12 protein-coding genes are annotated in these 17622 nt (G+C 66.7%); 7 read left to right on the top strand and 5 right to left on the bottom strand.

All coding sequences use genetic code 11. The features are described 5' to 3' along the window. Positions 1 to 95: 95 nt before the first annotated feature. Positions 96 to 503 carry an MAPEG family protein gene (locus ACQR0Z_RS27055; protein ID WP_434861595.1) on the bottom strand — a complete coding sequence of 136 codons (408 nt, stop codon included), beginning with the start codon at positions 501 to 503 and terminating at the stop codon, positions 96 to 98. Positions 504 to 598: 95 nt separating this feature from the next. On the opposite strand from ACQR0Z_RS27055, the gene hemH reads away from it, so the two are divergent. The 3 genes from hemH to ACQR0Z_RS27040 all read left to right on the top strand — a co-directional run bounded on the left by hemH (position 599) and on the right by ACQR0Z_RS27040 (position 3315). Then, positions 599 to 1666 (top strand): ferrochelatase, encoded by a 1068-nt coding sequence (hemH, locus tag ACQR0Z_RS27050; protein WP_434861594.1) that lies wholly within the window; start codon positions 599 to 601, stop codon positions 1664 to 1666. A gap of 190 nt (positions 1667 to 1856) precedes the next feature. After that, positions 1857 to 2852, top strand: coding sequence for an SPFH domain-containing protein (locus tag ACQR0Z_RS27045; RefSeq protein WP_434861593.1), 996 nt, complete (start codon positions 1857 to 1859; stop codon positions 2850 to 2852). Positions 2853 to 2868: 16 nt separating this feature from the next. Then, on the top strand, positions 2869 to 3315 hold the full coding sequence (locus tag ACQR0Z_RS27040; protein WP_434861592.1) for an NfeD family protein: 447 nt from the start codon (positions 2869 to 2871) through the stop codon (positions 3313 to 3315). Positions 3316 to 3459: 144 nt separating this feature from the next. Here the strand turns inward: ACQR0Z_RS27040 and ACQR0Z_RS27035 are convergent, their stop codons facing one another. After that, on the bottom strand, positions 3460 to 5166 hold the full coding sequence (locus ACQR0Z_RS27035) for an outer membrane beta-barrel protein (RefSeq protein WP_434920663.1): 1707 nt from the start codon (positions 5164 to 5166) through the stop codon (positions 3460 to 3462). A 182-nt stretch (positions 5167 to 5348) separates the two neighbouring features. Between ACQR0Z_RS27035 and ACQR0Z_RS27030 the strand changes: the two genes are divergently transcribed. From ACQR0Z_RS27030 to ACQR0Z_RS27020, 3 genes are all read left to right on the top strand, one after another. Next, positions 5349 to 6350 (top strand): KpsF/GutQ family sugar-phosphate isomerase, encoded by a 1002-nt coding sequence (locus ACQR0Z_RS27030; RefSeq protein ID WP_434920662.1) that lies wholly within the window; start codon positions 5349 to 5351, stop codon positions 6348 to 6350. Between the two features lie 128 nt (positions 6351 to 6478). After that, positions 6479 to 7294: an arylamine N-acetyltransferase family protein gene (locus ACQR0Z_RS27025; protein ID WP_434920661.1), complete on the top strand. Its 816-nt coding sequence runs from the start codon at positions 6479 to 6481 to the stop codon at positions 7292 to 7294. A 15-nt stretch (positions 7295 to 7309) separates the two neighbouring features. Beyond that, entirely contained in the window at positions 7310 to 8125 is an 816-nt protein-coding gene (locus tag ACQR0Z_RS27020; protein WP_434920660.1) for an arylamine N-acetyltransferase family protein, read from the top strand. A 456-nt stretch (positions 8126 to 8581) separates the two neighbouring features. Here the strand turns inward: ACQR0Z_RS27020 and ACQR0Z_RS27015 are convergent, their stop codons facing one another. Next, positions 8582 to 10030 carry a glutamate synthase subunit beta gene (locus ACQR0Z_RS27015; RefSeq protein WP_434920659.1) on the bottom strand — a complete coding sequence of 483 codons (1449 nt, stop codon included), beginning with the start codon at positions 10028 to 10030 and terminating at the stop codon, positions 8582 to 8584. Positions 10031 to 10347: 317 nt separating this feature from the next. After that, on the bottom strand, positions 10348 to 15084 hold the full coding sequence (gene gltB / locus ACQR0Z_RS27010; RefSeq protein ID WP_434920658.1) for a glutamate synthase large subunit: 4737 nt from the start codon (positions 15082 to 15084) through the stop codon (positions 10348 to 10350). A gap of 555 nt (positions 15085 to 15639) precedes the next feature. On the opposite strand from gltB, the gene ACQR0Z_RS27005 reads away from it, so the two are divergent. Continuing rightward, positions 15640 to 16671 (top strand): hypothetical protein, encoded by a 1032-nt coding sequence (locus ACQR0Z_RS27005; RefSeq protein WP_434920657.1) that lies wholly within the window; start codon positions 15640 to 15642, stop codon positions 16669 to 16671. A gap of 178 nt (positions 16672 to 16849) precedes the next feature. Here ACQR0Z_RS27005 and ACQR0Z_RS27000 read toward each other — a convergent pair whose 3' ends face one another. Continuing rightward, on the bottom strand, positions 16850 to 17611 hold the full coding sequence (locus ACQR0Z_RS27000) for an alpha/beta fold hydrolase (RefSeq protein ID WP_434920656.1): 762 nt from the start codon (positions 17609 to 17611) through the stop codon (positions 16850 to 16852). Between the last annotated feature and the right edge of the window lie 11 nt (positions 17612 to 17622).

Below are 17622 nucleotides of genomic sequence, written 5' to 3'. Positions count from 1 at the left end.
GGGAAACGAAAAGCGTACAGACAGAGGTGTTCCGCCCCCTTGGTTAGCAGCCCCGTGGGGACGGGGATGTGACGCCCCTCACGTCCGGCGCGGGCTCAGACGGGCAGGTAGACGCGCAGCAGCGGCAGGAAAAAGATCCCGACCGTGATCAGGAAGCCGATCGCCCACAGGATCGAGCGCAGCGAGGGCCGATCGCCGATATAGGTCAGCACATAGGCCACCCGCACGATGACGAACAGCACCGACAGCTCGTTGATGAGGTTCTGCGGCGCGGCGCGGAACTCCGCCAGCAGCACGGCGGCGGCGAAGAACGGGAACGCCTCGATGCCGTTCTGGTGGGCGCCCAGGGCCCGCTCCCGAATCCCGGCGCGGAAAAACGCGGGATCGCGTGGCCTGGCATTGTCGTAGCGACCGCCGCCCTCGACGCTGATCCATTTCGCCGGCACGATCGTTATGAGGTAGAGCATTACGCTGGCGAAAATGCATAGCTCAGCAATCGTCATGGCTCCTCCAGCCCGATGACATCGGTGAAATGGCCCTTATCTTGACAATGTCGAAACAAGCCGCCAAGCCACGCCCTTCACCAGTCACGGGCATCATGACCGCCGCCATCTCTCTCGACAATGCCAGGCCTGTCGAAGTCAGGCCCGTCGATATGAAGCCGTCACCAGCCGCGAGCACGGCGCGGGTCGGCGTGCTGCTCGTCAATCTCGGCACGCCGGATACGGCCGATGCCGCCGGCGTGCGCGTCTATCTCAAGGAATTCCTGTCCGACCGCCGCGTGATCGAGGACCAGGGACTGTTGTGGAAGATCATCCTCAACGGCATCATCCTCAATGTCCGGCCGCGCAAGAAGGCGAAGGACTACCAGTCGATCTGGAACAACGAGAAGAACGAATCGCCGCTCAAGACCATCACCCGCGCGCAGAGCGAGAAGCTTGCCACGGCGATGGCCGATCGCAGCCATGTCATCGTCGACTGGGCGATGCGCTACGGCAATCCGTCGATCAAGGCCGGCGTCGACGGCCTGATGGCCAAAGGCTGCGACCGCATCCTGGTGGTGCCGCTGTATCCGCAATATTCGGCCGCAACCTCGGCGACCGTCTGTGACGAGGCGTTCCGCGTGCTGACCGAGATGCGCGCGCAGCCGACGATCCGGGTGACGCCGCCCTATTACAATGACGATTTCTACATCGAGGCGCTCGCGGTCTCGATCGAGGAGCATCTCAAGACGCTGCCATATACGCCCGAGCTGATCGTGGCGTCGTTCCACGGCATGCCCAAGGAATATGTCGACAAGGGCGATCCCTATCGCGAGCAGTGCGTGGCGACGACGGAGCTGCTGCGCAAGCGGCTCGGCATGGACGACACCAAGCTGCTGCTGACCTTCCAGTCGCGCTTCGGCTTCTCGGAGTGGCTGCAGCCCTACACCGACAAGACCATCGAGAAGCTCGCCAAGGACGGCGTCAAGCGCATCGCGGTGGTGATGCCGGGCTTCGCCGCCGACTGCCTCGAGACGCTCGAGGAAATCTCCGGCGAGAATTGCGAGATCTTCAAGCACAATGGCGGCGAGGAATTCTCGGCCGTGCCGTGCCTGAACGACAGCGCGCCCGGCATGGAGGTGCTGCGGCAACTGGTGCTGCGCGAGCTGCAGGGCTGGCTCTGAAGCCGGCAGCGGTATTGCCGGCCGTCTAGGTAAGCTCCACTTCGGCACAAGATCGACGGAGCCGCGGCCGTCGAAAATATGTTGCTGAACCGTGACCATCGGACCCCCGACAAAATCATGCGGCAATCCCTAGATTGTGATTGCTGCAGAGTTCGGTGAGGAGACGGCTGTCTCCTCCCTTGGAGGATCCATGAGCGGTTTCGACATTTTCGCCATAGCGCTGGTGCTGCTGGTCATCTTCACGCTGTACTCCGGCGTAAAGACCGTGCCGCAGGGCTTCGACTGGACCGTGGAGCGGTTCGGCAAATACACCCGCACCTTGTCGCCGGGCCTCAACATCATCGTCCCGTTCTTCGACCGCATCGGGCGCAAGATCAACATGATGGAGCAGGTGATCGACATCCCCGAGCAGGAGGTCATCACCAAGGACAACGCCACCGTCACGGTCGACGGCGTCGCCTTCTACCAGGTGTTCGATGCGGCCAAGGCGAGCTACGAGGTCGCCAACCTCAACCAGGCGATCATCACCTTGACCATGACCAACATCCGCTCGGTGATGGGCTCGATGGACCTCGACCAGGTGCTGTCGCATCGCGACGAGATCAACGAACGGCTGCTGCGCGTCGTCGATGCCGCGGTGTCACCCTGGGGGCTGAAGGTCAACCGCATCGAGATCAAGGACATCGTGCCGCCGGCGGATCTGGTCGAGGCGATGGGCCGGCAGATGAAGGCCGAGCGCGTCAAGCGCGCCGACATCCTGCAGGCCGAGGGCCAGCGGCAGTCGGAGATTTTGCGCGCGGAAGGCGCCAAGCAGAGCCAGATCTTGCAGGCGGAAGGCCGCCGCCAGTCGGCGTTCCTCGATGCCGAGGCGCGCGAGCGCGCCGCGGAGGCCGAGGCCAAGGCGACGCAGATGGTGTCGGACGCGATCGGCAAGGGGGACGTCGCGGCGCTCAACTACTTCATCGCCGACAAATACATCAAGGCGTTCGGCCAGCTCGCGGACTCGCCGAATCAGAAGGTGATCATGCTGCCGATCGAGGCGACCGGCATGCTCGGCTCGCTCGCCGGCATCGGCGAGATCGCCAAGGCGACGTTCGGCGAGAATGCGGTCGCCGCCGCGCGCCGCGGCGGCTCGGTACCGTCAGCGGGCACGCCGCCGAAGCCGCCGGTGCCGCCGCAGGCTTGAGGCAGGGGAGGTCATCATGAGCGACATGTTCGTGACGCTCGGCACCTGGAACTGGCTGATCTTCGGCATCATCCTGATGGCGCTGGAGCTGCTGGCGCCCGGCGTGTTCCTGATCTGGCTGGGCCTTGCCGCGCTCGTGGTCGGTCTGCTGTCGTTTGCGTTCGCGCCGGGATGGCAGCTGCAAATCCTGCTGTTTGCGGTGTTTGCGATCGCCGCCGTGCCGCTGTGGCGGCGGCTCGCCCGCGCCAACGCCGCGCCGTCGCAGGACAACCCGTTCCTCAACCGCCGCTCGGCTGCGCTGGTGGGCCGCGAGTTCACCCTGGAGAAGCCGATCATCGACGGCAACGGCACGGTGCGCATCGACGACACGGTGTGGCGCGTGGCCGGCCCCGATACGCCCGCCGGCAGCCGCGTGCGGATCGTGCAGGCCGATGGCGCGCATCTGACGGTGACGGCGGCGTAGGTCTGCGGGCGGTGTTGCTTGATTGATGCGACGCTCTAACCGCGTCATTGCGAGCGCAGCGAAGCAATCCAGGGCGTCACGTGCGGCCCTGGATTGCTTCGTCGCTTCGCTCCTCGCAATGACGGGGAGAGAGAGGGCGGGGGCTCAATTCTGCAGCCTCACACCCAGCATCACCACGGTGCCCGACGACGCCGCGCCCGCGATGTTCGAATCCAGCTTGTCGTAGCGTAGCGTGCCCTTGACCCACAGGCTGCGGGTCATCTTGTAGACGAGGTTGCCTTCGGCCGAATAGGTCCGGTCGTTGCGGCCGTAGCCCTGGTAGTCGAGCGTGCCGAAGGTGAACTTGCCGATGCCGGTCAGCCAGCGTCGGAAATCGTGGTCGACCTGCACGGTGTAGGTGCGGATCAGCACGCCGGAGGCCCCCGCGACGGTGGTCTCGGCGACCTGCGTGTCCGAGAGGAAGCGCGCCGTCGTCAGCGGTGTCGCCGACCACACCAGCGAGGCCGAGGTCAGAAATCCCTGCAGCCGGTCGAGCCGTGGATCGGTGTAGCTGCGCGTGGCGTAGCCGAGCGAGAGCTCGCCGGTGAGCAGACGGGTGAACTCGAACGAGGTGCCGGCCTTGGCGTAGCCGCCGGCCGAATCGCGCTGATAGAAGGAGCGGTCGAACTGCCGGTCGTAGGTGCGGGTGTTGCCCTGCACCTCGACGAACGGCTTCAGGGCGGGCGTGACCTCGTAGGACACCCGGCCGATACCGCCGAACTGGTTGTAGTTGCGGTCGTCGTTCGAGGTCATCGTGCCGTCGGTCAGCTTGCTCTGCTGATAGCTGGTGCGGTCGGCGGTGGCGCCGGCCGAGATCTGCAGCCGGTTGAAGCGCTGATCGAAGCCTACGGTGGTGCCGAGCGTGGTGTAGACCGGATAGCGGGCCAGCCCCGCCTGCACGCTCGGGCTACCGGGATTGTCGGTCGCGGCGCGCAGGCGGAGCTGGGCGCCGACCGAGGTGTCGCGGGTGACATCGAGGCGGCCATCGACATGGCCGGTGAAGTCGGGACGGTCGAGCGTGGTCGGCGCCGAATTGATGCCGCCGTCCATCGTGGCCGGCAGGGTGCTGCCATAGCCGGTGAACGAGCCGCGCAGATCGGCGACCAGCGCGTGGCGCTCCCAGTTCGACACCGCCAGAAATTCCGGCGCGATCATCCAGGCCGGCATGCCGCGCGGCCGCGCGAGGCGCGCCGGGTTGCTGTCATAGCCGGCCGACAGCTCGACCGCGCCCTTGATCAGGAACGGCCCGACATAGTCGCCGACCGCGCCGAACGGGTCGTCGTCGATCCGCAGCCGCTTGCGCGGCGGCTGGCCGGGCACGGTGCCGGCCATCGCCGGCGGGACTGGCTGCCGGTTGGCGGAGGCGGACGGCGGCAGGGCCGGGCGGAGCTGCCCGGTCAGCTCACCCGAAGGCGGCGTGCCCGGCCCGGGCGCCGGCTTCGGCCGCGGTTGAGCGGGGTAGAATTTCGGCTTCTTGCGGGTGCGGTTCAGCGAATCATAGCCGACATCGGCCGCGCCGCTGGCGGCGGGCACGCCGGGCAGCGGGACCCGCGTCTGGCGCGCCGGGGAGCCGGGCGGAGGCGGCGTGGAGGGGACGCCGGGGGTCGTGACCGCATCGGACAGGCCGCTGACCGCGGTCCGCCGCAGCGGCGACTCCTGTGGGGCGAGAAAGCCGTCGCGCACGGGCCGGAAGACGTCGATGGTCTGGGCGCAGGCCGCGTCGGCGCCGAGGGTGCCGAGCAGCAGGCAAGCGGCGGAGACGCCGCGCCGCATCGCGCGCCCCCCGCGGCCGCTGTCAGGCCTCCACCCCACGATGAAAATACTCCAACAAAATCAATTGCGTCGCGAGGCCGTCCCGCGCCGCCGGCCAACACCGTCGTTAAGGGAGTAAAAACAAATATGGTTAATGGGCTGTTGATGACGCCTTGCCGCCTTACCCATGCTAAAGAGCGGCGCCTGACTGTCTCAGCCTTTGAATCAGCCTGGAAGCGAGAATGCCGAGATCGAAGCCGTTGACCGAAGCCCCTCCCGCCAACGCGGACATTCAATCGGCGCTGCGCACGCTCGACGCCGGCAGCAACGGCATTGCCGCGATCTCGGCGGCGTTGCGCGGCCCGTTGGGGGCGGCCTTCGCCGCCGCCGTTGAGCTGATCCGCCAGGCCAAGGGCCGCGCCATCCTGACCGGGCTCGGCAAGTCCGGCCACGTCGCGCGCAAGATGGCGGCGACCCTGGCTTCGACCGGCACGCCGGCCTTCTTCGTCCATTCCGCCGAGGCCGGCCACGGCGATCTCGGCATGATCACCTCGGATGACGTCGTCATCGCGCTGTCCTGGTCCGGCGAGCAGCCGGAGATGAAGACGCTGGTCAACTACACCAAGCGCTTCGCCATCCCGATGATCGCCATCACCTCGAATGCGCAGTCGTCGCTGGGGCAGGCGGCGCGGACCGTGCTGGAGCTGCCCAAGGCGCGCGAGGCCTGCCCGCACAATCTCGCGCCGACCACCTCGACGCTGATGCAGGCCGCGATCGGCGATGCGCTCGCGATCGCACTGCTCGAGGGCCGCGGCTTCACCGCGCTCGAATTCGCCAATTTCCATCCGGGCGGCAAGCTCGGCGCCATGCTCAAGCACATCTCGGACCTGATGCGCTCGGGCGATGCCGTGCCGCTGAAGCCCTTGGGCACCGGCATGGCCGATGCGCTGGAAGAGATGTCGGCCAAGGGCCTCGGCTGCGTCATCATCGTCGACGGCCGCGGCCATGTCGCGGGCATCATCACCGACGGCGATCTGCGCCGGAAGATGCGGTCCGACCTGCTGTCCGTTTCGGTCGACGAGATCATGACCGCCAACCCGCGCACCGTCCGCCGCGAGGCGCTGGCGTCGGAGGCGCTGGAGATCCTGAACTCCGCCAAGATCACCACGCTGATCGTGACCGACGGCGCCAAGCCGGTCGGCATCCTGCACATGCACGACCTGCTGCGTGCCGGGGTGGCGTGATCTCAGCCATCGTCATTGCGAGCGAAGCGAAGCAATCCAGAGTCCTTGCTGAGCCCTGGATTGCTTCGCTACGCTCGCAATGACGACGATTGATATAGCGGCCTGTGTTGTTGGAAGTTTTCGTCACGATGTCTCCCGACTTCAACCTCGACAAATATCTCGCCCGCATCGGCTATCGCGGGCCGCTGACGCCGAGCTTTGATACACTCGCCGGCTTGCAGGCGGCCCATGTCGATGCGATCGCCTTCGAGGGCATCGATCCCTTGCTCGGCCGTCCCGTGAACATCGATCTCGCGTCGGTGCAGGCCAAGATCGTCGACGGCCGCCGCGGCGGCTATTGCTTCGAGCAGAACGCGTTGTTGAAGGCCGCGCTGGAGGCGATCGGCTTCGCGGTGACGCCGCTGTCGGCGCGGGTGCGCTGGCGGCTCGATGCGGCCGCGCCGCATACGCCGCGCACGCACATGATGCTGAAGGTCGACCTGCCGGAGGGACCGTACCTCGCCGATGTCGGCTTCGGCTCCTGCCTGCTCGATACGCCGCTGCGGATGGTCCCCGACATCGAGCAGCCGACGGCGATGGGTATGTTCCGTCTGACGCTGTCCGATGGATTGTATTGGCTCGCGGCGAAGCAGCCGGCGGGCTGGCGCACGATGTATGTGTTCGATCTCACGCCGCAGATCCACGCCGACTATGTGCTCTCCAACTGGTTCACCTCGACCAGCCCGCTGACTCCGTTCACCTCGATGCTGATCCTGGAGCGGCTGACGTCCGAGGCGCGCTACAAGCTGGTCAACCGCCGGCTGGTGGTCGAGGCGCGCGACGGCGAAATCAGGAGCGAGCAGATCATCGAGACGCCGGAGGCGTTGCAGCGGGTCGTAGAGGAGGTCTTCGGCGTCACGCTGCCGGTTGCCGTCGATGCGATCTGGGCGCGGATCGAGAACTGATCGGAAGGCGATGCGATGGCGGACGAGTTTCAGCTGGAATCTTATCTCGCCCGTATCGCCTATCGCGGACCGCTTGCGCCGCACCTGGCCACGCTGAGCGCGCTGCAGGCCGCGCATGTCGATGCCCTGCCATTCGAAGCGCTCGATCCGCTGATGGGGCGCCCCGTCCATGTCGATCTCGCCTCGGTGCAGCGGAAGCTCGTCCACAGCCGCCGCGGCGGCTACTGCTTCGAGCAGAACGTGCTGTTCCAGGCGGCGCTGGAGGCGATCGGCTTCAAGGTCACCGGCCTCACCGGGCGGGTGCGCTGGCGCTCGCAGCCATCAGATCCGCTCGGGCCGCGGCAGCACATGATGCTGCTGGTGGAAGCCGAAGGCCGGCCATATCTCGTCGATGTCGGCTTCGGCATCTGCGTGATGGATGCGCCAATCGCGCTGGAGGTCGGGCCCGAGCAGACCACGCCGATGGGCACGTTCCGCATCGGCACGTGGGACGGGCTCTACACGATCAGCGCCAGGCAGCCGGCCGGCTGGCGCATGATGTACGCCTTCGATCTCGCCCCGCAGATCCATGCCGACTACGTGCTCGGCAGCTGGTACACGTCCACCAACGCGAATGTGCCGGCCACGCACACGCTGATGATGGAGCGCGTGGAGCCGACCGTGCGGCACAAGCTGGTCAGCCGCCGCTATCAGACGCAGGCCCGCGATGGCGAGGTGATCGAGGAGCGGACGGTCGAGAGCGCTGACGAACTCGGCCGGTTGATGGACGAGGTGTTTCGGGTGACGCCGCCCGTGCCGGTCGAGGACATCTGGGCGCGGACGACAGCCTGATTGTTAGTCGGCTTGATGTGTCAGTGATCGGCCGACCGTCCTGCCGCAAAGACGGTGCGCTCCCCTCCCCCTTGCGGGGAGGGGTCAGGGGTGGGGGTCCACGAATCCAGACCTACGTCGTTGAGCTGAACTCTTCCCCGCGGGCGAACCGCTCGCTTAAGCCGATGAACTTACCGCGTCATTGCGAGCGCAGCGAAGCAATCCAGAGGCCTGCCCACGACTCTGGATTGCTTCGCTGCGCTCGCAATGACGGAAGTAGCTAGAGTGGAGAGCGTCGGCGGGAGCTGCGACTGCCGCTTGCTAGGTTGAAGTCCGGCGGACTCAACTTCGTTCAGCGCCCGGGGACCCCCACCCCCGCCCCCTCCCCGCAAGGGGGAGGGGGCGCAGCGAACTCGGGGTTGGCGGATCGGGTCCAATTAAGAAGGTAGAGGCCAATACGCGCGGCGTCTGCCGCGCTCAGCGCGGCAGCTCGGTCTTGCCCATCAGGAACTTGTCGACGGCCTGGGCGCAGAGGCGGCCCTCGCGGATCGCCCACACCACCAGAGACTGGCCGCGGCGCATGTCGCCGGCGGAGAACACCTTCGGCAGCGAGGTCTGGTAGTCCGAGAGGTTGGCCTTGACGTTGCCGCGCGGGTCGAGGTCGACGCCGAGGCTCTTGAGCAGGCCCTCGTGCACCGGATGCACGAAGCCCATCGCCAGCAACACGAGGTCCGCATCGAGCACGAACTCGGTGCCGGGGATCGGCTTGAACTGGGCATCGACGCGCACGCAGTGCAGCTTCTTGACCGCGCCGTTCTCGCCCTCGAACTTCTGCGTCAGCACCGCGAACTCGCGCACCGCGCCCTCGGCTTGGCTCGATGAGGTCCGCATCTTCAACGGCCAGTTCGGCCAGGTCAGCTCCTTGTTCTCACGCTCCGGCGGCGCCGGCATGATCTCGAGCTGGGTGACGGAGAGCGCGCCCTGGCGCAGCGAGGTGCCGATGCAGTCGGAGCCGGTGTCGCCGCCGCCGATCACGACGACATGCTTGCCGCCGGCGAGGATGTCGGTGGCGTTGACGGCCTCGTTGCCGACACGGCGGTTCTGCTGCGGCAGGAAATCCATCGCGTAGTGGACGCCGGCGAGGTCACGGCCGGGGATCGGCAGGTCGCGCGGCGCTTCCGCGCCGCCGGTCAGCGCCACCGCGTCGTAATCCTTGAGCAGCGACTTCGGATCGATGCCGTCCTTGCCGCCGACATGGGCGCCGTAGTGGAAGATCACGCCTTCGCCTTCCATCTGCGCGATGCGGCGGTCGATGATGCCCTTCTCCATCTTGAAGTCGGGAATGCCGTAGCGCAGCAGGCCGCCGGCCTTGGCGTGCTTCTCATAGACGTGCACCTCGTGACCGGCGCGCGCGAGCTGTTGCGCGGCGGCAAGGCCCGCGGGGCCGGCGCCGACGATCGCGACCTTCTTGCCGGTCTTCACCGCGGCCGGCTCCGGCTTGATCCAGCCCTGCTCGAACGCCTTGTCGACGATCGCGCATTCGATCGTCTTGATGGTCACCGGATTGTCGTCGATGTTCAACGTGCACGACGCCTCGCACGGGGCGGGGCAGATGCGGCCGGTGAACTCCGGAAAGTTGTTGGTCGAGTGCAGGTTGCGCGACGCCTCTTCCCAGTTGCCATTGTAGATCAGGTCGTTCCAGTCCGGGATCTGGTTGTTGACCGGGCAGCCGGGCGTGCCCGGCGCGGCCGAGCCGGTGCCGTGGCAATAGGGGATGCCGCAGTTCATGCAGCGCGCCGCCTGGTCGCGCAGCTCCTTCTCGGAGAGCGGCACCACGAATTCCTGGAAATGCTTCAGCCGCTCGGCAACCGGCGCGTACTTGCGATCGTGCCGCTCGATTTCGAGAAAACCTGTGACCTTGCCCATGACCTACGACGTCCCTGACTGCTCGGGCCTCATGGTTCGAGACGGCGCTTTCGCGCCTCCTCACCATGAGGAATTTCCTCTGTGCTTCCCCTCATCCTGAGGAGCGGCGCCTTCGCCGCGTCTCGAAGGATGAGGCCTCGATCTCGGCCTCATGGTTCGAGACGGTGCTGCGCACCTCCTCACCATGAGGATCTAGTTTCCTGCTTCTCCTCACCCCCGGGGAGCGGCGCTTGCGCCGCGTCTCGAAGGGCGAGGCCCCGCTCTCGGCCTCATGGTTCGAGACGGCGCTTCGAGCCTCCTCACCATGAGGAGCAACATCAAGCCCCGATCGCGATCTTCGGCTCGGCGTCGGCCTTGGCCGCGAGCTCGCGAAGGGCGCGGCGGTACTCGACCGGCATGACCTTGCGGAACTTCGGCGCAAATTCCTTCCAGTTCGCCAGGATGTCGGCGGCGCGCTTGGATCCGGTGGCCTTGGCGTGACGCGAGATCAGGACGTGCAGGCGCTCGACGTCGGACGCCAGCAGGTTCTTGAACACGTCGACCCGGCCATGCGCCTCGAGGTCGCCCATCTGGTGATAGGTGTCCTCGGCGATCATCTCCTCCGACAAGACAGGCTCAAGCTCGACCATCGCCATGTTGCAATGCTTGTCAAAGTCGCCGGCCTCGTCGAGCACGTAGGCGACGCCGCCCGACATGCCGGCCGCGAAGTTGCGCCCGGTCTTGCCGAGCACGACCACGATGCCGCCGGTCATGTATTCGCAGCAATGATCGCCCGCGCCTTCGACCACGGCGACTGCGCCGGAGTTACGCACCGCGAAGCGCTCGCCGGCGATGCCGCGGAAGAAGCACTCGCCGGAGATGGCGCCGTACATCACGGTGTTGCCGACGATGATCGACTCCTCCGGCACGATGCCGGAATTGCGCGGCGGCTTGATGATGATGCGGCCGCCCGACAGGCCCTTGCCGACATAGTCATTGCCTTCGCCTTCGAGCTCGAAGGTCACGCCGTGCGCCAGCCATGCGCCGAAGGCTTGTCCCGACGTGCCCTTCAGGCTGACATGGATCGTGTCCTGCGGCAGGCCGGCATGGCCGTAGATCTTGGCCACCGCGCCCGAGAGCATCGCGCCCGCCGAACGGTTGGTGTTGTTGATCTCGGCTTCGATCTTGACCGGCGCGCCGCGGTCGAGCGCGGGCCTGGCCTGCTCGATCAGCTTGCGGTCGAGAACGGCCTCGAGGTGATGATCCTGCTTCTCCGAGTGGTGGATCTTCTGGCCCGGGGCTTCCTTCTGCTTCACGAACAGCTTGGAGAAGTCGAGGCCCTTGGCCTTCCAATGCGCCACCAGCTTGGACTGGTCTAGCATCTGCACCTGGCCGACCATCTCGTTGAAGGAGCGGTAGCCGAGGGCTGCCATGATCTCGCGGACCTCTTCGGCCACGAAGAAGAAGTAGTTGATGACGTGCTCGGGCTGGCCGGTGAAGCGCTTGCGCAGCACCGGGTCCTGGGTGGCGACGCCGACCGGGCAGGTGTTAAGATGGCACTTGCGCATCATGATGCAGCCCGCCGCGATCAGCGGCGCCGTGGCGAAGCCGAACTCGTCGGCCCCGAGCAGCGCGCCGATCACGACGTCACGTCCGGTGCGGAAGCCGCCGTCGACCTGGACGACGATGCGGCTGCGCAGCCGCTCGCGCACCAGGGTCTGATGCGTTTCGGCAAGGCCGATCTCCCACGGCGAGCCGGCATGCTTGATCGAGGTGAGGGGCGAGGCACCGGTGCCGCCCTCGAAGCCGGCGATCGTGACATGGTCGGCGCGCGCTTTCGCAACGCCGGCCGCGACGGTGCCGACGCCGATCTCGGACACCAGCTTGACCGAGACCTGACCGTCGGGATTGACGTTCTTCAGGTCGTAGATCAGCTGCGCGAGATCCTCGATCGAATAGATGTCGTGATGCGGCGGCGGCGAGATCAGGCCGACGCCAGGGGTCGAGTGGCGCACCTTGGCAATGGTGGCATCGACCTTGTGGCCGGGCAGCTGGCCGCCTTCGCCGGGCTTCGCACCCTGCGCCATCTTGATCTGCATCATGTCGGAGTTGACGAGATACTCCGTGGTCACGCCGAAACGTCCCGAGGCGACCTGCTTGATCGCCGAGCGCATGGAATCGCCGTTCGGCAGCGGCTTGAAGCGGTCGGCTTCCTCGCCGCCCTCGCCGGTGTTCGACTTGCCGCCGATCCGGTTCATGGCGATCGCGAGCGTCGTGTGCGCCTCGCGCGAGATCGAGCCGAAGCTCATCGCGCCGGTGGCGAAACGCTTGACGATCTCCTTGGCCGGCTCGACCTCGTCGAGCGGGACCGGCTTGCGCTTGTCGTCCTCGGCCGACTTGATCCGGAACAGGCCGCGCAGGGTCAGGAGCCGCTCGGACTGCTCGTTGAGCAGTTTGGCGAATGCCTGATAGCGGTCCTTGGAGTTGCCGCGCACGGCATGCTGGAGCGTTGCGACCGACTCCGCCGTCCAGGCGTGATCCTCGCCGCGGGTGCGGAAGGCGTATTCGCCGCCGACGTCGAGCGCGGACTTGTAGACCAGCGCGTCGCCGAACGCGTCGCGGTGACGGCGCGTGGTCTCCTCGGCGATTTCGGCGAGGCCGACGCCTTCGACGCGGGTGTGGGTGCCGGCGAAGAACTTCTGGACGAACTCGGCACGCAGCCCGACCGCGTCGAAGATCTGGGCGCCGCAATAGGACTGGTAGGTCGAGATGCCCATCTTCGACATGACCTTGAGCAGGCCCTTGCCGATCGACTTGATGTAGCGCTTGACGACCTCGTAGTCGCTCAGCGCGCCCGGCAGCTTGTCCTTCAGCGCGATGATGGTCTCGAAGGCGAGATACGGGTTGATCGCCTCGGCGCCATAGCCGGCCAGACACGCGAAGTGATGCACCTCGCGCGGCTCACCGCTCTCGACGACGAGACCGACCGACGTGCGCAGGCCGGTGCGGATCAGATGGTGATGCACGGCGGCGCAGGCCAGCAGCGACGGGATCGGGATCCGGTCGTTCGAGACCATGCGGTCGGACAGGATGATGATGTTGACGCCCTCGCGGACGGCAGCTTCGGCGCGGCCGCAGAGATCGTCGAGCACCTGCTCGAAGCCGGCGGCGCCCAGGCTCGCATCGAACGTGGTGTCGAGCGTGCGCGAGACGAAGTGGCTGTCGGAGACCTCCGAGATCGAGCGGATCTTCTCGAGGTCCGCATCCGTCAGGATCGGCTGATGCACTTCGAGCCGCTTGGTCGAGGCGACGCCTTCGAGGTCGAACAGGTTCGGGCGCGGGCCGATGATCGACACCAGGCTCATCACCAGCTCCTCGCGGATCGGGTCGATCGGCGGGTTGGTGACCTGGGCGAAGTTCTGCTTGAAGTAGGTGAACAACAGCTTCGGCTTGTCCGACAGCGCCGAGATCGGCGCGTCGTTGCCCATCGAGCCCGTCGCCTCCTCGCCGGTGGCCGCCATCGGCGTCATCAGGATGTTGATGTCCTCGGCGGTGTAGCCGAACGCCTGCTGCCGATCGAGCAGCGGCAAATTGGTGCGCGCGCCCTTGGTCGGCGCATCCGGCAGCTTCTCGACCTGGATCTGCGTCCGGGCGAGCCACTCGGTGTAGGGATGGCTGGCGGCGAGCTGCGCCTTGATCTCGTCATCCGGGATCAGGCGGCCCTGCTCGAGATCGACCAGCAGCATCTTGCCGGGCTGCAGCCGCCACTTGGTGACGATCTGGTCCTCCGGGATCTTCAGCACGCCCATCTCGGACGCCATCACGATGCGGTCGTCCTTGGTCACGAGATAGCGCGCCGGCCGCAGGCCGTTGCGGTCGAGCGTGGCGCCGATCTGGCGGCCGTCGGTGAAGGCGATCGCGGCGGGGCCGTCCCACGGCTCCATCAGCGCGGCATGATATTCGTAGAACGAGCGGCGCTCCTCGCTCATGAGCGGATTGCCGGCCCACGCCTCCGGGATCATCATCATGACCGCATGCGGCAGCGAGTAGCCGCCCTGCACCAGGAATTCGAGCGCGTTGTCGAAGCAGGCGGTGTCGGACTGGCCTTCATAGGAAATCGGCCAGAGCCGGCTGATGTCCTTGCCGAACAGCTCCGACGACACCGACGCCTGGCGCGCCGCCATCCAGTTGACGTTGCCGCGCAGCGTGTTGATTTCGCCGTTATGCGCGATCATCCGGTAGGGATGCGCCAGCGACCAGGTCGGGAAGGTGTTGGTCGAGAACCGCTGATGCACCAGCGCCAGCGCGCTCTCGAAGTCCGGCTCGTGCAAATCGGCGTAGTACTTGCCGAGCTGGTCGGCCAGGAACATGCCCTTGTAGATCACGGTCCGGCACGACATCGAGCACGGGTAATAGCCCGACATGCCGCGGTCGCGGCGCTGATAGATTGCCTGCGAGATCGACTTGCGGAGGATGTAGAGCTTGCGCTCGAACTCATCCTCGGTCTTGGCGGCGCCGTTGCGGCCGATGAACACCTGCATGCTGCGCGGCTCGGTCGGCTTGACCGTCACGCCCAGCGAGGAGTTGTCGGTCGGCACGTCGCGCCAGCCGAGCAGCACCAGGCCCTCGTCCTCGATCTGGTCGGCGATGATGCTCTTGATGACGTTCCGCCAGGCTTCGTCGCGCGGCATGAACAGCGCGCCGATGGCGTATTCGCCGGGGGCGGGCAGGGCAAAGCCGAGCTCCTTCGCCTTGCGCGAGAAGAAGGCGTGCGGGATCTGCACCAGGATGCCGGCGCCGTCGCCGAAGCGCGGGTCGGCGCCGACCGCGCCGCGGTGCTCGAGGTTGCACAGGATGTTCAGCGCATCGGCGACGATCTGATGCGACTTCTGGCCCTTGATATTGGCGATGAAGCCGACGCCGCAGGAATCCTTCTCCAGCGAGGGATCGTACAGGCCCTCAGCCTCGGGGCGCCACGTGTGCAGCTCGCGGGTGATCTCGGCCGGTTTTTCATGCGAATCCACAGCCAGCACCGCGCCGCCCAACTTTCCGTGCTCGACCTTCGATCCGCTCATATCCGTCCCCATCAGTTATTGGTCAGGGCCTTCACCACAGTCCGGTACACAGTCCGGCGCACCCCGGGCGCTGCGCGGGCCCCTCTCCGGAACCAACGCTCGTCCTTCTCAGCGAGCCGCATTTGCAGAGTTCAGGCCAGCCACCGGGGGACCATGTCCCACTGAACGACCGCGGCCTGTTCATGTCGCAGCGCCCACGATCGGGAGCGGCGCCGTAACATCATTGCAAAGTCTCGGTCACCTTTGCAACGAAATTTTAGACAGCAATTCTGTCCTAAACCGCAAGATGCCAAACTTGACCCTATCACACAAGCGGCCCGGAGTCCCCGGTTCCGCAGCGCTCAGGCCGGTATTCTCCAGGCAAATCTCCCGTTTTCTCTTCACTGAACGGCCCGTCCGGCTCGGCCGATCACGTGCATCGCTCGATTTTGCAACACGGCGCCCCGATCCCGCCCACACTCCGACCCATGACCGCCGGAATCGCGGCAGACCTTCTGTGGCACTTGAGAAGAAGCGAACAGCTTCACGTGCGGGGGCATGCAGGAGCTTTGAGCCATGAAGTTGCTAGTTGGAGCCGTCTCGGCCTCGTTGATCGCAGCCTTTGCCGCCCAGGCGGAGCCGCTGCCGGGTATGCGCGGGCCGTACACGGCGGTCTCCGATTTCGATGCGCCTTATTCCGAGGCGCCGCCGCCGGCGGTCGTGCCCGCGCCGCCGCCACGCTACGGCTACGGACCAGGGCCGGACGACGGCTATCGCGAGGAGCGCTACGCGCCGCCGGCGCCGGTGTACCGCCAGGATAGCTACCGCGACGGCTACCGGCAGGACGGCTACCGTGAAGGCTATCAGCAGGACTATGGCTATGCGCCCGCGTTCCTGCCGGTGCACGAGGTCTATGCCATCCTGCGCGACAACGGCTTCTCGCCGCTCGGCGCACCGCGCCAGCGCGGCAACGTCTATGTCGTCGCGGTGCTGGACCGCCAGGGCGAGGACGGCAAGCTCGTCGTCGACGCCCGCTCCGGCCGTATCATCCGCTTCGTGCCGGCGTTCCAATGGGGCGAGCAGTACGAGCGCATGCGCTACGAGCCGGCGCCGCGCGGCGGCCTCGACCGGCTGCCGCCGCCGACCGTGATCCGCGCTGATCCACGTATCGTGCCGCCGGCTCCGGTGGCGCCGCGGGTGGCGGCTGTTGCCCCGACGCAGGCACCAAGGCTGGCCGCTCCGGCCGTCCGACCCGCCGCGCCGTCGCCGCAGACCGCGGCGCTCGCGCCGAGGCCGGCTGACGCCCCGAAGGCCGCTGTGCCGAAGGTCGCCGACATCAAGCCGGCCGAGATCAAGCCTGTCGAGTTGAAGCCTGCCGAAACGAAGTCGGCAGACGTAAAGCCGGCAGAGACCAAGCCGATCGAGGCGAAGGCCGACGCGCCCAAGCCGGTCGAGGCGAAATCGTTGGAGGCGAAGTCGGCCGACGCCAAGCCCGTCCAGTCGGCGGCAGCCGCTCCGCAGACGACCGGATCGACCGCGCCGGCAGCCAAGCCGGCGCCGCAGATCCTGCCCACCGCAAAGATGCCGCCGGCGCAAGGCCTGGAGTAGCAGCAGCCGGCAAGCGGTCCGCCCAACCGCCTGCCGCCACCGCGACTGTCACCGCCCGGCTTGGCCGCGCGATCGGGTCGCCACCGGCACCTCGGTTCATCACCACCGCCGCGGCGTGCGGGATGCCCGCCTCTGCGGGCATCCCATCTTCAGTTGGAAGCCGGCATCGCCGGCCGCGCTACTCGTGCTGCCTGGCCGCCTTGAGGATCAGCTCCGCGATCTGCTTCGGATGCGAGACCATCGACAAATGTCCGGCATTGAGCTCGATCGTGGTGGCGTGCATGCGGCTGGCCAGGAAGCGCTCGAAATCGGGATCGATGGTCTTGTCCTGTTTCGACACCGCATAGAATGACGGCTTGTCGTGCCACGCCGCCTGCGTGGTGCGGTTGGCGAAGATCGTCGCCGCCGTCGGCCACTGCACGGCATAGAGCTCCTTTGCCGTGGTCGCATCGACGCCGTTGGCGAAGTCGTTCAGGAAGGCGCTCTCATTGAGCTTGGTCTCGCCGTCATGATCGACGATACCCGCCCGCGCCGGCGGAGTAGGATATTGCCCCGCGAGCTTGACGAAATCCTCGTCCGCATCGGGCGCCCGTGCCGCGACATAGACCAGCGCGCTGACCTTCGGATCGGTGCCGACCTCGCTCACGACCGTGCCGCCCCAGGAATGGCCGACCAGCACGGCCGGTCCGTCCTGCTGGTCCAGAGCGCGGCGGGTGGCGGCCGCGTCCGCCAGCGAGGTCAGGGGATTTTGCACGGCCGTGACCTTGAGGCCGGCGGCCTGCAGATAAGGGATGACCTTGGCCCAGCTGGAGCCATCGGCCCAGGCGCCGTGCACCAGGACGACATTATGGACCCTGAGCGGCGCTGCCGGCTGGGCGAGGGCGGGGCCGGCCAGGGAGGTCAGGGCGGCGATGAGGGTGAGAGTGCGAACGACGTTCAAGGAAAGGCTCC

Origin of the sequence: Bradyrhizobium sp. HKCCYLS3077 (genome assembly GCF_051167555.1) — a bacterium.
In the GTDB taxonomy this organism is placed as follows: domain Bacteria; phylum Pseudomonadota; class Alphaproteobacteria; order Rhizobiales; family Xanthobacteraceae; genus Bradyrhizobium.
The sequence above is the reverse complement of the archived record's forward strand: the minus strand, read 5'-3'. Positions and strand labels throughout refer to the sequence as shown.